General features: G+C 72.8%; 8 protein-coding genes. 6 read left to right on the top strand and 2 right to left on the bottom strand.

Going from position 1 to position 15,217, the window contains the following annotated elements:
• Window positions 1–49: 49 nt before the first annotated feature.
• A complete protein-coding gene (locus tag ABIC30_RS13255; protein ID WP_354455391.1) occupies window positions 50–1,726 on the top strand; it encodes a cache domain-containing protein in 1,677 nt (558 codons plus the stop codon).
• Window positions 1,727–1,783: 57 nt separating this feature from the next.
• Here the strand turns inward: ABIC30_RS13255 and ABIC30_RS13250 are convergent, their stop codons facing one another.
• On the bottom strand, window positions 1,784–2,410 hold the full coding sequence (locus ABIC30_RS13250) for a TetR/AcrR family transcriptional regulator (RefSeq protein WP_354455389.1): 627 nt from the start codon (window positions 2,408–2,410) through the stop codon (window positions 1,784–1,786).
• A gap of 105 nt (window positions 2,411–2,515) precedes the next feature.
• On the opposite strand from ABIC30_RS13250, the gene ABIC30_RS13245 reads away from it, so the two are divergent.
• Both ABIC30_RS13245 and ABIC30_RS13240 read left to right on the top strand, forming a co-directional pair.
• A complete protein-coding gene (locus tag ABIC30_RS13245; RefSeq protein WP_020093330.1) occupies window positions 2,516–3,190 on the top strand; it encodes a PspA/IM30 family protein in 675 nt (224 codons plus the stop codon).
• A 48-nt stretch (window positions 3,191–3,238) separates the two neighbouring features.
• Window positions 3,239–3,514: a YiaA/YiaB family inner membrane protein gene (locus ABIC30_RS13240; protein ID WP_020093331.1), complete on the top strand. Its 276-nt coding sequence runs from the start codon at window positions 3,239–3,241 to the stop codon at window positions 3,512–3,514.
• A 90-nt stretch (window positions 3,515–3,604) separates the two neighbouring features.
• Here ABIC30_RS13240 and ABIC30_RS31815 read toward each other — a convergent pair whose 3' ends face one another.
• Window positions 3,605–4,135, bottom strand: coding sequence for a hypothetical protein (locus ABIC30_RS31815; protein WP_502915840.1), 531 nt, complete (start codon window positions 4,133–4,135; stop codon window positions 3,605–3,607).
• Between the two features lie 624 nt (window positions 4,136–4,759).
• Here ABIC30_RS31815 and treZ point away from each other — a divergent pair.
• The 3 genes from treZ to ABIC30_RS13220 all read left to right on the top strand — a co-directional run bounded on the left by treZ (window position 4,760) and on the right by ABIC30_RS13220 (window position 15,076).
• Window positions 4,760–6,565, top strand: a complete 1,806-nt coding sequence (gene treZ / locus ABIC30_RS13230; RefSeq protein ID WP_354455386.1) for a malto-oligosyltrehalose trehalohydrolase — start codon at window positions 4,760–4,762, stop codon at window positions 6,563–6,565.
• The gene (locus ABIC30_RS13225; RefSeq protein WP_354455384.1) at window positions 6,562–11,463 is read left to right on the top strand and encodes a malto-oligosyltrehalose synthase; all 4,902 of its coding nucleotides are present in this window, start codon (window positions 6,562–6,564) and stop codon (window positions 11,461–11,463) included. The genes treZ and ABIC30_RS13225 overlap by 4 nt, the downstream gene beginning before the upstream one ends.
• Before the next feature lie 217 nt (window positions 11,464–11,680).
• Complete coding sequence (locus tag ABIC30_RS13220; RefSeq protein WP_354455382.1) at window positions 11,681–15,076, top strand: maltotransferase domain-containing protein; 3,396 nt, start codon at window positions 11,681–11,683, stop codon at window positions 15,074–15,076.
• Window positions 15,077–15,217: the final 141 nt, after the last annotated feature.

Here is a 15,217-nt window from a genome sequence, read left to right as displayed (position 1 = left end):
TATCGCAGGTTGAAATCATCTTCTTGCAATCATCATCGCGGGGGCGCGGGTGAAGATCGGGCTCGGAGCGAAGCTCCACACCATCACGGCCACCGCGCTGGTCGGCATCGTCGCGGTCTCGGGCATCGGGCTCGTCAGCCTGAAATCCCAGGTCGAGCAGGACCGGATGGCCAAGACGCGGAACCTCACGGACGTCGCCTACGGGGTCGCGGCCTATTTCGAGGGCGAGGAGCGGGCCGGGCGCCTGTCCCGGGCGGACGCGCAAGGCGCCGCGATCCGGGCCCTCAAGGCCCTGCGCTACGACGACAAGGAGTACTTCTGGGTCAACGACATGCAGCCCCGCATGGTCGCCCACCCGATCAAGCCCGAGCTGGAGGGCAAGGATCTCGCCGCCGTGCAGGATACCACCGGCAAGCGCCTGTTCGTCGACTTCGTCGAGACGGTGAAGCGGCAGGGGCAGGGCTTCGTCGACTATTACTGGCCGAAGCCCGGCGCCGACGCCCCCGTGCCGAAGCTCTCCTACGTGCGCGGCTTCGCCCCCTGGGGCTGGGTGATCGGCACCGGCATCTACGCCGACGACACCGCGGCGATCCTGCGGGACGCGGCCTGGAAGGCGGCGGCCGGCATGCTCGTGGTGGTGGCGCTGATCGGCCTGCTCGCGGCGCTGATCGGCCGGCGGCTGACGCGGCCGCTGCGCGCGCTGAACGGCGCCATGCACCGCCTCGCGGCCGGCGAGACCGCCGTGCCGGTGCCGGCACGGGAGCGCCGGGACGAGATCGGCGCCATGGCGGGCGCCGTGCAGGTGTTCAAGGACGCGCTGATCGCCAAGGCCGAGACCGACGCCCGCGCCGCCGCCAGCGCCGACGGGGATGCCCGGCGGGCCGCCGCCCTCGACCGGCTGACCCGGTCCTTCGAGACCCGGGCCGGGACCCTGAGCCGCGGCCTCGCGACGGCGGCCGCCGACCTCGAGGCGACGGCGCGGACGCTGACCGTCACGGCCGCCCACACCACCGAGCGCACCGGCGCGGTGGCCGCGCAGGCGGCCGGCACCTCCGCCGACGTCCAGACCGCCGCGGCGGCCACCGAGGAGATGTCGGCCTCGGTCCAGGAGATCGCCGGGCAGGTGAACCGCGCCTCGGAGATCGCCGGGCAGGCCGCGATCAGCACCCGCCAGGGCGAGGCGACCGTGCGGGCGCTCGCCGCCGGCACCGAGAAGATCGGCGACGTGGTCGGCCTGATCGCCTCGATCGCCGGCCAGACCAACCTGCTGGCGCTCAACGCCACGATCGAGGCGGCCCGCGCGGGCGCGGCCGGGCGCGGCTTCGCGGTCGTCGCCTCCGAGGTGAAGGCGCTGGCCGAGCAGACCGCCAAGGCGACCGAGGAGATCTCCGGCCAGATCGGCCGGATCCAGGGTGAGACCCGGGACGCGGTCGCGGCGATCGGCGCGGTCGGCCGGACCATCGAGGAGATGCGCGGCATCGCGGTCGGGGTCGCGGCCGCCATGGAGGAGCAGAACGCCGCCATCCAGGAGATCGTCCGCGGCGTGGCGAGCGCCGCCACCGGGGCGCAGGGCGTGTCCGAGAACGTCGTCGACCTGCGCCGCGGCGCCGACGAGACCGGCAGCGCCTCCGAGCAGGTGCTGGCGGCCGCACGCGACCTCACCCGCGGCTCGGACGAGCTCGACCACGCCGTGAAGGCCTTCCTGGCCGAGGTCCAGGCTGCCTGAGGGCGCGGCCTGAGGGTGGCCTGAGGGGCGGGGCCCCCGCGGGCGGGCGGGCGGCGCTCAGCCCGCGGAGAAGCCCCGGACCGCGGCCCGCACCAGCGCGTCGATCATCGGCCGCACGTCGCTGACCCCGAGGGGACCCAGGCTGCCGAGATCGGCGAGATAGGTCATGCCGTGGACGCTGGACCACAGCGCCCGCGCCATCACGGGGATCGCCGCCTCGCCGAGGCGGCCACCGTCGCGCAGCACCCCCTCCAGGATCCCGAACAGGGCCGCGATGTCGGCCTGCACCGAGTCCGGCGCCGCCACCGTGCGCCGCTCGAAGATCGCCGCCCAGGCGGCGTGGTGCTCGGCCGCGAAGGCGAGATACGCGTCGGCCAGGCACAGGAGCCGCGCCTCCGTCTCCCGCGACGGACAGGCCGCTAGCGCCCCCACGAGGGTGTCCCGGAGCCGGCGCATGGTGACGGCGTTCGCCTCCAGGCGCAGCACTTCCAGGCTGTCGAACTGCGTGTAGACCGAGCCGACCGCCGTGCCGGCCCGCTCCGCGACGCCGCGGGCGGTCAGCGCCGCCGCGCCGCCCGCGTTCAGGATCGCCACCGCGGCCGCAATCAGGGCCTGGCGATCGGCCGCCCGATCGCCGGGCTCCTTCCGCGGCCGCCCCCTCACTTTTTTATGAACATCGTTCATTTTATCCCTTGCGGCCCGGCACGTCCCGTGTTTACTTGTTTCATGAACGACGTTCAATCAAATCCGGACGCGGTCCGGCCCGTCGTTCCCGCGAGGTGAACCGTGATGAGGACCCTCTCCTTCCTGATGCGCGGCGTGATCGCCGACAACGCCCAGGCGATCCACGACGCCCATGCCGTGACGATCCTGCGCCAGCAGATCCGGGACGCCGCCGGCGCCCTGGCGACCGCCCGACGGGAACTCGCCGTCGCCATGGCCTACCACGCCGCCGAGGCGCGCGCCCTCGACGCCATCGGCACCCGCATCGACACCCTGTCGGACGGGGCGCGGCGGGCGCTCAGCGACGGGCGCGAGGATCTCGGGACCGAGGCGGCGATCCACATCGCCGCCCTGGAGGACGAGCGGGCCGACCGCCGGGCCGCCGCCGAGCGCTTCGCCGCGGAGGTCGAGCGGCTGAAGGGCCTGGTCGCGCAGGGCGGCGAGCGCCTGCGGGACCTCGACCGCGGGCTCCAGACCGCCCGCACCACCGAGGCGCTGCGGCGGGCCGGACTGGAGGGCCGCCGGGTCACGACCCTGTCGGCGGGGGCGCTCGGGGAGGCCGAGCGGACGCTGGCGCGCCTGCGCGAGCGGCAGGCGGCCGAGGCGGACGTCGCCGCCGCGCTGACCGCGCTCGAGGCCGAGGCCGCGGGCGGGATCGAGGCCGATCTCGAGGCGGCGGGCTACGGCCGCCCCCGCACCGACCCGCGGGCCGTGCTCGACCGCCTCAGGGCCGGCGCCTGACCGGCGCCGCACCGCTTCCCCTTCGATCATTCCTCAGGAGACCGCACCATGACACCGCAGATGCCCCATACCGGCGCCTGGAAGACCTTCACGCTGGTCAGCTTCGCCGTCGCCGCCGCCATGTTGACGTTCGGCATCTTCTTCCTGCCCGCCGACATCTGGATCAAGGGCTACCTCGCCATGGCGTCGCTGTTCCTCACGGGCACGACCTTCACCCTGGCCAAGACCCTGCGCGACGAACACGAGGCGAAGCGGCTGATCAACAAGATCGAGGATGCCGCCACGGAGCGCGTCCTGCGCGAGGTGGTGCCGGGCCGGCTCTGAGGCCCGGCAGGCCCGCGCCCCGACCCGGGCGGCGCGCGTCCGGGGTCGGGGAGGCGGCGCGCGGCGGAGCGCGGCACCTCCCCGGATCGCTCACGCCGCGGCGTCCAGGAACCCGGCCACGACCCGGGCGAATTCCGGGGTCCGCAGGTAGCCGTAGGATTTGTGCCGGTTCTCGGCGCCGTCCGGCCTCCGGTAGGCGTTGATCACCGGTACGTCCCGCACCCGCACCCCGGCGGCGTTCGGCGCGTAGAGGGCCGCGAGGTCGTCGCCCACCGTGGCGATGTCCTGGCGATCCATCAGGTTGGTCCAGGCGGCGAGCGCCGCAGGCACCCGGAGGTCGCCGTGCTCGTCGGCGAGCTTCAGCTTCAATTCGGCGAGCCCGAGGGGCGCGCCGAGGGTGACGAGGTCGCAGCGGGGCATCGGCGTCCCGTCCGCCTCGGCGGCGCGCAGCACGTCGTAGGCGATCAGGCCGCCCATCGAGTGCGCGGCGATCAGCACGCGGTTTGCCGCGGCCGCCGCCAGGGCGTCGCGCAGGCGCGCCCGCGCCGCCGCCCGGAAGTCCGCGTCCTCGTAGTAGCCCCAGAGGTCGTCGAGGCGGTATTCCAGGATCAGGTCGTCCACCGGCGTCAGACCGGCGGCCTCCTGCAGGTGCGACAGGCCGCGGTAGATCCGGTCGGTGAGGGTCGGCTCGGCGCGCTCCGGCTCCCCCGCCGGGGAGGGGAACGGCCCGAGGCCGTGATCGGGGCGGTAGGGCTCGCGGTTGCGGTCGCCCGCGAGCGGCTGCGGGTAGCGCAGGTCGGCCCAGTAGACGAAGGTGAAGGGCAGGTCGGGCTCCGCGACCCGGAGCCCGAGATTGCGGTCGAGCCCCTCGCGGATCGCGGCGCGCCACCAGGCGGCCTTCTCGTCCCGGGGCGGCTTGTTGGCGAGCCCGTGGATGCCGATGATGTGCGTCCGACCCAGTGTCCGCTCCCAGACCGAAGAGAGTGCCGGCCGGGCAAGATAGGGCCGCCCCGCGCGGACGGAACTGCGGCTTAGTTTCCGCGCGGCCCGCCGTCACGCCGCTACCCTCCGCCGTCACCTGGCCGTCACCTCGCCGTCACGCCCGCCGATACCCCATTGCCACGCGGCCGCTCCGCCATAGCTGCGCTGCGGGAACCGGATCGGGCCCGGGGCCTTCTCCCACGACAGATGATCCTGCCGCGCTTGCGTCCCGGTCGCGCGGCCAATGACGAGGACGGTGGCCCGATGCGGCGCGCCCACAGCATGGATTTCGGGGCCGAGATGGTCGGGGGCGGCGTCCGCTTCGCCCTCTGGGCGCCCACCGCCCGGAGCGTCGACCTCGTCGTCGACGGCGTCGACCACCCGCTGCCCGAATCCGGCGGCGGCTGGCGCCGCACGGCCCTGCCGGGGGTGAAGCCCGGCGCCCGCTACGGCTTCCGCGTCGACGGCGACCTCGTCGTGCCCGATCCCGCCTCCCGCTTCCAGCCGGACGACGTCTCGGGCCTCAGCGAGGTGATCGACCCGCGGAGCTTCGAGTGGTCCGACGCGGGCTGGACCGGGCGGCCCTTCGAGGAGGCGGTGATCTACGAGTGCCATGTCGGCACCGCGACGCCGGAGGGCACCTATGCCGGCCTGCAGGCCCGGCTTCCCGACCTCAAGGCGCTCGGCGTCACCGCCCTCGAGCTGCTGCCGCTCGCCGACTTCAAGGGCTCGCGCAACTGGGGCTACGACGGCGTCCAGCCCTACGCGCCGGACGGCGCCTACGGTCGACCGGACGACCTCAAGCGCCTGATCGACGCCGCCCACGGGCTGGGCCTGATGGTCTATCTCGACGCGGTCTACAACCACTTCGGGCCGGCCGGGAACTACCTCCACGCCTATGCCGGGACGTTCTTCACCGAGCGCCACCAGACCCCCTGGGGCGCGGGCATCAACTTCGACGGCAAGGAGAGCGGCGCCACGGTGCGGCAGTTCTTCATCCAGAACGCCCTGTACTGGCTGGAGGAGTATCATTTCGACGGCCTGCGCTTCGACGCCGTCCACGCCATCCTCGACGATTCGCCCCGCCACTTCCTGGCCGAGCTCGGCGAGACGGTCCGGAGGATCTTCCCGAACCGGCAGATCCACCTGATGCTGGAGAACGAGGCCAACCAGGCCCGCTGGCTGGAGCGCGACGCCGCCGGGCGCCCGAAGATACACGACGCCCAGTGGGCCGACGACCTGCACCATTGCTGGCACGTCCTGCTCACCGGCGAGGACGCCGGCTACTATAAAAGCTTTGCCGACAAACCGGTCGCCCACCTGGCCCGCTGCCTCGCCGAGGGCTTCGCCTACCAGGGCGAGCCCTTCCCGACGCTCGACAACCACCCGCGCGGCGAGCCCTCCGGGCACCTGCCGCCCTCCGCCTTCGTGACCTTCCTGCAGAACCACGATCAGGTCGGCAACCGGGCGCTCGGCGAGCGGCTCAACCACCTCGCGGATCCCAAGAAACTCGAACTCGCCCGGGCCGGGCTCCTCCTGGCACCGCAGATCCCGATGCTCTGGATGGGCGAGGAATGGTCGGCCTCGGCGCCGTTCCTGTTCTTCGTCGACTTCGCGCCCGACGCGGACCTGAACAAGGCGGTGCGCGACGGGCGCCGCCGGGAGTTCAAGAGCTTCGCGGCCTTCGCGGACGACACCTCCAAGATCCCGGACCCGACCGAGGCCGAGACCTTCGCGGCCTCGAAGCTCGACTGGTCCGAGCGGGAGCGCTCGCCCCACCGCGAGGTGCTGGCCGAGACGACGCGGCTCCTGGGGCTGCGCCGCGACGTGGTCGTGCCCCTGGCGAAGTCCGGCTACGACGGCGCCGCCGCCGCGATGCCGCGCCCGGACGTGGTCGACTGCACCTGGCGCTTCGGCGCCGGCACCCTGCGCTTCGTCGCCAATGTCGGGACCGAACCCTTCGCGCTGGATCCGGGCGGTGCCTGGCCGGTCTGGACCAACGCCCCGGACGGGGCCGGACGCGATCTCCCGTCCTGGACGGGCGTGTTCCTGACGGAGTCCCGCGCGTGAGCCGCCTCGAGACACTCGCCGACCTCGTCGGCGTCGCCCCCGGCTACACCGACGCCTTCGGCCAGCCCGTCGAGACGTCGCTGGAGGTGCGCCGCGGCCTGCTGGCGGCCCTCGGCTTCGCGGTGGAGGACGAGGCGGCGATCGCCGCGAGCCTCGCGGAGGTCGAGCGCCTGCGCCGCGGCCTGATCCCGCCGCTCCTGCCGGTGGAGGCCCGCCGGGCCGCCCGGGTGCCGGTGCGCCCGCAGGACGGCGCGCCCCACACCCTGGTCTGGCGCCTCGTCGACGAGCGCGGCGCCGCCCGCGAGGGCCGGGCCAACCCGCAGGGGTCGGAGCCCGGCTTCGAGCTGCCGCCGCTGACGCCCGGCTATCACCGCCTCACCGTCCAGGCCGGGCAGACCCGCGCCGAGGCCTGGGTGATCGCCGCGCCCCAGCGCTGCTGGCGCCCGCGCCCCTACACGGAGGAGGGCGCCTCCGACTGGGGCATGGCCGCCCAGCTCTACGGCCTGCGCTCGGCCACCAATATCGGCATCGGCACCTACGCGGATGCCGGCGAGGCCGCCCGCGAGGCCGCCCTGCGTGGGGCGGCGTTCTTGGGGCTCAGCCCGGTCCACGCCCTGTTCGGCTCCGACCGGACCAAGATCTCGCCCTACTCGCCCTCCTCGCGGCTGTTCCTGGAGACCCTGTTCATCGCCCCGCGCAGCCTGCCGGGGCTCGCGGGCTCCCGGGCCGAGGCGCTGCTCGCCGAGCGCGCGGACGCGATCACGGCTCTGCGCGAGGCCGCCCTCGTCGACCACCAGGGCGTCCACGACGTGCTCGACCCGGTGCTCCGGGCGCTCTGGGCCGAGTCGCCGGCCCGGGCCGGCACCGACGCGGGCTTCGAGCAGTTCCGCCAGGAGGGCGGGGAGGATCTCGAAGCGCACGCCCTGTTCGAGGCGCTGTCCGAGCATTTCCGGGGGCAGGGGGCGCACTGGCTGGGCGACTGGCCGGAGGCGTATCGCCGCGCCGGCACGGAGGCGGTCCGAGCCTTCGCGGCGGAGAACGCGGACCTCGTCGGCTACCACGCGTGGCTGCAGTACCTCGCCGACCGGCAGCTCGCCGAGGCCTCAGCGGCGGCGCTCGGGGCTGGCATGCGGGTCGGGCTCTACCGCGACCTCGCGGTCGGCGCCGACCGGGGCGGCTCCGAGATCTGGTCGCATCCCGAGCGCTTCGCCGACAAGGTGTCGATCGGCGCGCCGCCGGACCTGCTCGCACCGAAGGGCCAGAACTGGGGCCTGCCGGCCTTCGATCCGCTGGCGATGGAGCGCGACGGGCTCGCGGCCTTCCGGGCCCTGGTCCAGGCCAACATGCGCCACGCCGGCGCGATCCGGATCGACCACGCCTTCCAGCTCGCCCGCCTGTTCCTGATCCCGCTGGGGGCGGGGGCCCAGGCCGGCGCCTACGTGGCCATGCCGTTCGAGCCGATGCTGGCGGTGCTGCGGCTGGAGAGCCACCGCAACAAGTGCCTCGTCATCGCGGAGGATCTCGGCACGGCGCCGGAAGGCTTCTCCGACGCGCTGATGCGGGCCGGGGTGCTGAGCTACCGGATCCTCGCCTTCGAGCGCGAGGCCGACGGACGCTTCAAGCCGCCCTCGGCCTACCCGCGGGACGCGCTCACCGCCATCACCACCCACGACCTGCCGACCTTCGTCGGCTGGTGGCGCGGGGTCGACACCGACACCCGCCAGTCGCTCGGCCTCTACGATCAGGAGCGGGCCGAGGTCGAGCGGGGCGAGCGCGTCGTCGAGCGCCGCCGCCTCGCCGAGGCGCTGGCGGCCGAGCAGCTGCTGCCCTCCGCCGAGCCGCCGGATTCCGCGCCCTTCGAGGCCGCCGCCCGCTACCTCGCCCGCGCGCCCGCGATGCTCACCGCCGTCCAGTACGAGGACGTGGTCTCGGAACTCGCCCAGGCCAATGTGCCCGGCTCGACCGAGGGCTACCCGAACTGGCGGCGCAAGCTCGACCGGGATCTCGTGGACATCGCCGCCCCCGGCGGGCCGCTGGCGAAGCTCGCGGCGTCCCTCTCGGCCGAGGCGCGGGGCCCGCGCTCGGGCGCCGCGCGGCTCGCCGCGCCGCCGCCGCGCGCGACCTACCGGCTGCAGTTCCACAAGGACTTCACCTTCGCGGATGCGGGCCGGATCGTCCCCTACCTGCACCGGCTCGGGATCAGCCACGTCTACGCCTCGCCGCTCCAGAAGGCGCGGCCCGGCTCGACCCACGGCTACGACATCGTTGATCACGGCGCGATCAACCCGGAGCTCGGCGGCGAGGCGGGCTTCATCGCGCTCTCCGAGACGCTCCACGCCCACGGGATCAAGCTCCTGCTCGACATCGTCCCGAACCACATGGGCGTCGGCGGCTCCGACAATCCGTGGTGGCTCTCGGTGCTCGAATGGGGCTCCCTGTCGCCCTTCGCCGACGCCTTCGACATCGACTGGCAGCGGCTCGGGGCCGGGCGCAACCTCGTGATCCCATTCCTCGGCGACCGCTACGGTGAGGCCCTGGAGAAGGGCACGCTAGAATTGAAGTTCGACCCCGAGAAGGGCGCCTTCAGCGTCTGGCACTACGAGCACCAGCTGCCGATCCGCCCCTTGAGCTACCCGACCATCCTCAACCGGGTGATCGCCGCGATCGGGGCGGTGGACGACGACACCACCGCGGAACTGCTCGCCATCTCCGAGCGGCTGCGGGCGATGTCGATCGATACCGACGAGACCCGCCGCAAAGGCTTCCCCGAGGAGGCCGAGGGGCTGAAGCGCCGGCTCGCCGAGATCTACGGCGTGTCGCCGCTGATCCAAGAGGCCACCGCCAGCACGCTGGCGCTGCTCAACGGCTTCAAAGGCCGCCCGGACAGTTTCGGGCCGCTGCACCGGCTGCTGGAGGCCCAGGCCTACCGGCTCGCCCACTGGCGGGTGGCGTCGAGCGACATCAACTACCGCCGCTTCTTCGACGTGAACTCGCTCGCCGGCCTGCGGGTCGAGCTGTCCGACATCTTCCACCGCTCGCACGAGACCGTGTTCCGGCACGTCCGCGAGGGCCGGATCGACGGCCTGCGCATCGACCATATCGACGGCCTCGCCGACCCGCTGGGCTACGCAAGGGCGCTCCAGGCGGCTGTCGGACCGGGCTTCTACGTCGTCGTCGAGAAGATCCTGGAGCCGGGCGAGCGGCTGCGGCCCTGGCCGGTGGCCGGGACCACGGGCTACGACGTGCTCAACCAGCTCGACGGGATCCTGGTCGACAAGAGCCGGCGCGGGAAAATCGAGCGGCTCTACACCTGGGCCACGGGCTTCGACGAGCCCTACGGCTTCCAGCTCCGCGCCGCCAAGGCCGAGATCCTCGAGATCAGCTTCGCGAGCGAGCTGGAGGTGCTGACCACCGACCTCAAGGAGGTCGCCGACGCCGACCGGCGCACCCGCGACTTCACCGTCAACGCGCTGCGCCGGGCGCTGATCGAGATCATCGCGCGCTTCCCGACCTACCGGAGCTACCTGCCGTCGGATCTGGAGGAGGGCGAGGTCGAGCCCGAGGATGTCCGCCTGATCGAGGGCGCCGTCGCCAAGGCCAAGCGCTGGTCGAGCCTGCCGGACCGCTCGGTCCACGACTTCGCCGCCGACGTCCTGCTCGGTCGGGTCGAGACGGCGGGCCCCGGCCGGCCGGACCCGCGGGTGGTGCTGCGCTTCCGCCGCCGGTTCCAGCAGCTCACCGGCCCGGTCATGGCCAAGAGCCTGGAGGACACGCTGTTCTACCGCTACGCGTGCCTCCTGGGCCTCAACGAGGTCGGCGGCGATCCGGGCGAGTACGGGATCGACGCGGAGCACTTCCACGATCTGCAGATCGCCCGCGCCCGGGACTGGCCGAGCGCCATGATCACCACCGCGACCCACGACACCAAGCGGGGCGAGGATGCCCGCACGCGGCTGCTCGCCCTCTCGGAGATCCCCGAGGAATGGGCCAAGGCCTGGGACTTGTGGCAGCGGGTCGCCGGCCCGCACCTCGCCCGGATCGACGGCGAGCCGGCCCCGGACGCCAACGACCAGTGGATGTTCTTCCAGGCGATCCTGGGCGCCTGGCCGCTGGAGCTTCTGGAGCGGGACGAGGCCGGGGCGATCGCGGATTTCCGGGACCGGCTGATCGCCTACGGCGAGAAGGCCATGCGGGAGGGCAAGCGCCGGTCGAGCTGGGTCAACGTTGACGAGGTCTACGAGGGCGCGGTCAAGCGGCTGTTCACGGCGCTGATCGCCCCGGGGTCGGATTTCCTGAGCGAACTCCGGCCCTTCGCCCGACGGCTCGCCCATCTCGGCATGCTGGCGAGCCTCGGCCGGACGGTCCTGAAATGCACCCTGCCGGGCCTGCCCGACACCTACCAGGGCACGGAGATCTGGGATTTCTCCTTCGTCGATCCCGACAACCGCCGCCCGGTGGATTACCCGGCCTTGGAGCGGATGCTGGAAGAGGGCGGGGCGCCCGCGGAGCTGCTGGGCCACTGGCCGGACGGGCGGGTCAAGCAGGCGACTCTGACGCGGCTCCTCGCCGAGCGGGCCGAGCGCCCGGACTTCTACGCCAGCGCCGCCTACGAGCCCGTCGCGGCCACCGGCGCCCGGGCCGACCACGTCATCGCCTACCGGCGGACCGACCCCGTCCAAGAGGGCGGCGACCTGTTCGTGGCGGTGCCGCGGCTGGTGGCGGGCTTCGTCGGGGACGCCATCTGGTCGGGCGAGTCCTTTGCCGGCACCCAGGTCGATCTCGGGGCGGGGACGCGCTGGCGGGACCTCGCCTCGGGGCGGGTGGTGGAGGGGGAGGGGGCCGATCTCGGCGCTCTCCTGCGCGACCTCCCCTACGCGGTGCTGCGGCGGGAACCGTGACCGCGCCGTCATCGCGAGCGGAGCGAGGCGACCCAGGGCAGCGCGACCTGGATCAGCGTGGCGCCGCTCGCAGAGACGGCGGCGGTCCGGGCGCGTCTTCCGGTGGCCCCTCCGCAGCCCTGTCACGCGACTCTGCTGAGACACGTCGGACCGGATCGCGCGGCACAGCCCGGCGGTTCGGGCGTTACGACACTGGGAACGGGAGCCGAGAGGCAGCATGAACGCACCGACCAAAGCCGCTGCGACGTCCGGGGCCGCGGCCGTCCTGCCGGCCGCGCTGGCCCCCCGGGCCGAGGGGCCGCGGATCTACAACCTGTTCCCGCTCCTGGTCGGGCGCGTCTCGGACTGGACGGCCGAGCTGCCGCGGATCGCCGCCCTCGGCTTCGACTGGGTCTACCTCAACCCGTTCCACCAGACCGGCGGCTCGCGGAGCCTCTACGCGGTCGCCGATCCCGAGCGCCTCGACGAGCGGTTCCGCGACCAAGACGGCACGCCCGACGACGAGCAGATCCGCCGCTTCTGCACCGCCGCCGCGGCGCTGGGCCTGTCGGTGATGACCGACCTCGTGATCAACCACACCGCCGACAACGCCCGGCTCGCCACCGAGCGGCCCGACCTGTTCATGAAGGAGCCCGACGGCTCGATCATGCACCCGGCCGCCGTCGACCCGGACGACCCGTCGATCCGCACCGTCTGGGGCGACCTGGCCGAGCTCGACTACCACACCCCCTCCGCCCGGGACGAACTCACCCGGATCTGGGGCGCCTACGTGGCGCATCTCCAGGGCCTCGGCGTGAAGGGCTTCCGGTGCGACGCCGCCTACAAGGTGCCACCGGAGACCTGGCGGGTGCTGATCGGGCAGGCCAAGAGCCAAGACCCCGCCTGCCTGTTCGCCGCCGAGACCCTGGGCTGCACCTTCGAGGAGGCCCGGGCCACGGCCGGCGCCGGCTTCGACTATCTGTTCAACTCCTTCGCGTGGTGGGACCTGAGGAAGCCCTGGGCGCTCGAGCAGTACGAGCGCCTGCGGGTGCTGGCGCCCTCGATCGCCTTCCCCGAGAACCACGACATGACGCGGCTCGCCGCCGAGATCGGCGGCGGCCCGGAGGCGGTGGCGGCGCATCTGCGCACCCGCTACGCGCTCGCGGCCTTCTTCTCGGCCGGCGTGCTCATGCCGATCGGCTACGAGTGGGGCTACCGGCGGGCGCTGCACGTGGTCGAGACCACCCCGCGCGACCGCGAGAACGAGACCGGCATCGACATCTCCGGCTCCATTCGGGCGATCAACGCCCTGCGGGCGGAGCTGCCGGCCGCCAATGTCGAGGGCGCGCAGATCCGGATCTCGGCCCCCGACAGCGATCTGGTGGCGCTCGCCCGCTTCGACACCGGCCACCCGGCCTCGGCGCGGCACGGGCTGATCGTGCTCTACAACCCGACCGACCGGCCGGTGCCGGTCGAGGCCGGCGCGCTCGTCGCCCGCACCGGCGGGATGCTCGGCGCCTTCGTCGACCGGACCCCGGAGGCCGAGCCGATCGCGTTCCATCCCGGCAGCGCCATCGACCTGATGCCGGGCGAGTTGCGCATCCTCGCGGCCAGCGCCCAGGAGGTCGCCCGCCAGCCGGCGCGCGGCACCCCGGACGGGGAGGGAAGGGTGGTGATCGAGGCGGTCAGCCCCGAGATCGACGGCGGTCGCTCGGCGGTGAAGCGGATTGTCGGCGAGTCCGTGCGGGTCGAGGCCGACATCTTCTCCGACGGCCACGAGATCATCGACGCCGCGATCCTGTCGCGGGTCGCCGGCACCGAGGCGTCTGGAGGCGAGACTTGGCGCGAGGACCCGATGGTCTTCGTCGACAACGACCGCTGGGCCGGGCACTTCCCCCTCGAGCGGAACGCCCGCTACGAGTTCACCCTGATCGCGTGGCGCGACGCGTTCTCGTCCTGGGTGCGCGACACCCTGAAGAAGCGCGCCGCCGGCGTCGACGTGCGGCTCGAGACGATCGAGGGCGTGGCGCTCGTCGGGACCGCGGCCTCGCTCGCCCGGACCCGCGGCGGCCGCGACGCCGAGCGCCTCGCCGCGCTGGTGGCGGCGCTCGCCGCCGAGGAGACCGGCTCGGCGGCCCAGCTCGACCGGATCCTCGCCCCCGACGCGGCGAGCCTCGTGCGCCGGAACGCCGAGCGGGTGAACCTGACCCGCTATCCCGTGACCCTGCCGGTGATCGCCGACCGCCTCGCGGCCCGGTTCTCCGCCTGGTACGAGATCTTCCCGCGCTCCCAGTCGATGGACGTGAACCGCCACGGCACCTTCGACGACGTGATCCGGCGCCTGCCCGAGATCCGCGAGCTCGGCTTCGACGTTCTCTACTTCACGCCGATCCACCCCGTGGGTCGGACCAACCGCAAGGGGAAGAACAACACCCTCAAGGCCGAGCCCGGCGATGTCGGCTCGGTCTACGCGGTCGGCGCGGAGGAGGGCGGCCACGAGGCCGTGCATCCCGACCTCGGCACGCTCGCGGATTTCGAGCGGCTGGTCGCGGCGAGCCACGCCTACGGCATGGAGATCGCCCTCGACTTCGCGATCCAGTGCTCGCCGGACCATCCCTGGATCAAGAACCACCCGGAATGGTTCGAGTGGCGCCCCGACGGCACCCTGAAATTCGCCGAGAACCCGCCGAAGAAGTACGAGGACATCTCGAACGTCCACTTCTACGGGGGCGCCCTGCCCTCGCTCTGGATCGAGCTGCGCGACATCCTGCTCGGCTGGTGCGCGCGCGGCGTGCGCATCTTCCGGGTCGACAACCCGCACACCAAGCCGATCCCGTTCTGGGAATGGGTGATCGGCGAGGTCAACGGCCGCTACCCGGACGCGATCTTCCTCGCCGAGGCCTTCACCCGGCCGAAGATGATGAAGAAGCTCGCCAAGGCCGGCTACCAGCAGAGCTACACCTACTTCACGTGGCGCAACACCAAGCAGGAGCTCACCGACTACGCCCTGGAGCTGGCCGGCGAGATGGGCGAGTACTACCGCCCGAACTTCTTCGCCAACACCCCCGACATCAACCCGTACTTCCTCCAGACCAGCGGGCGGGCGGGGTTCGTCATCCGCGGCACGCTCGCCGCGACCCTGTCGTCGGTCTACGGCATCTACAACGGCTTCGAGCTGTGCGAGGCCGCGCCGTACCCGGGCAAGGAGGAGTATCTCAACTCCGAGAAATACGAGCTCAAGGCCTGGGACTACGACCGGCCGGGCAACATCCGCGAGCACATCGTCAAGCTCAACAGGATCCGGCGCGAGAACCCCGCCCTCTGGGACTTCCGCAACGTGACCTTCACGGGCGCCTGGAACGACAACATCATCGCCTACGCCAAGGCGACGCCGGAGCGCGACAACTGCGTCTTCACCATGGTCAACCTCGACCCGAAGAACCGCCAGGAATGCACCTACGAGGTGCCGCTCTGGCTGTTCGGCCTGCCCGACGACGGCGCCGTCGAGGTCGAGGACCTGCTCCAGGGCTACACGTTCGAGTTGCGCGGCAAGACCCACCGCATCGCCCTCGATCCGGCCGAGCGATCCTGCGTGATCTGGCGCCTCCGGGCGCCGCGGCGGGTTGCGGGCTGAGGCCGCGCGTGGCACTCGGCCATGGCCCTTGAATGCGGCGGCGGGAATTCCCGTCGCCGACCCTCGCACCCGCGCGGCGGCCCGCCGCCCGCGCCCCGGCCGGGTCCCCCGCCGGTCCCGTCAGACTCGACCGATGAGGCA

Source organism: Methylobacterium sp. 1030, from assembly GCF_040544715.1.
Classification (GTDB): Bacteria; Pseudomonadota; Alphaproteobacteria; order Rhizobiales; family Beijerinckiaceae; genus Methylobacterium.
Note: the sequence above shows the minus strand (reverse complement) of the source record. Positions and strands in the feature narration are given on the sequence as shown.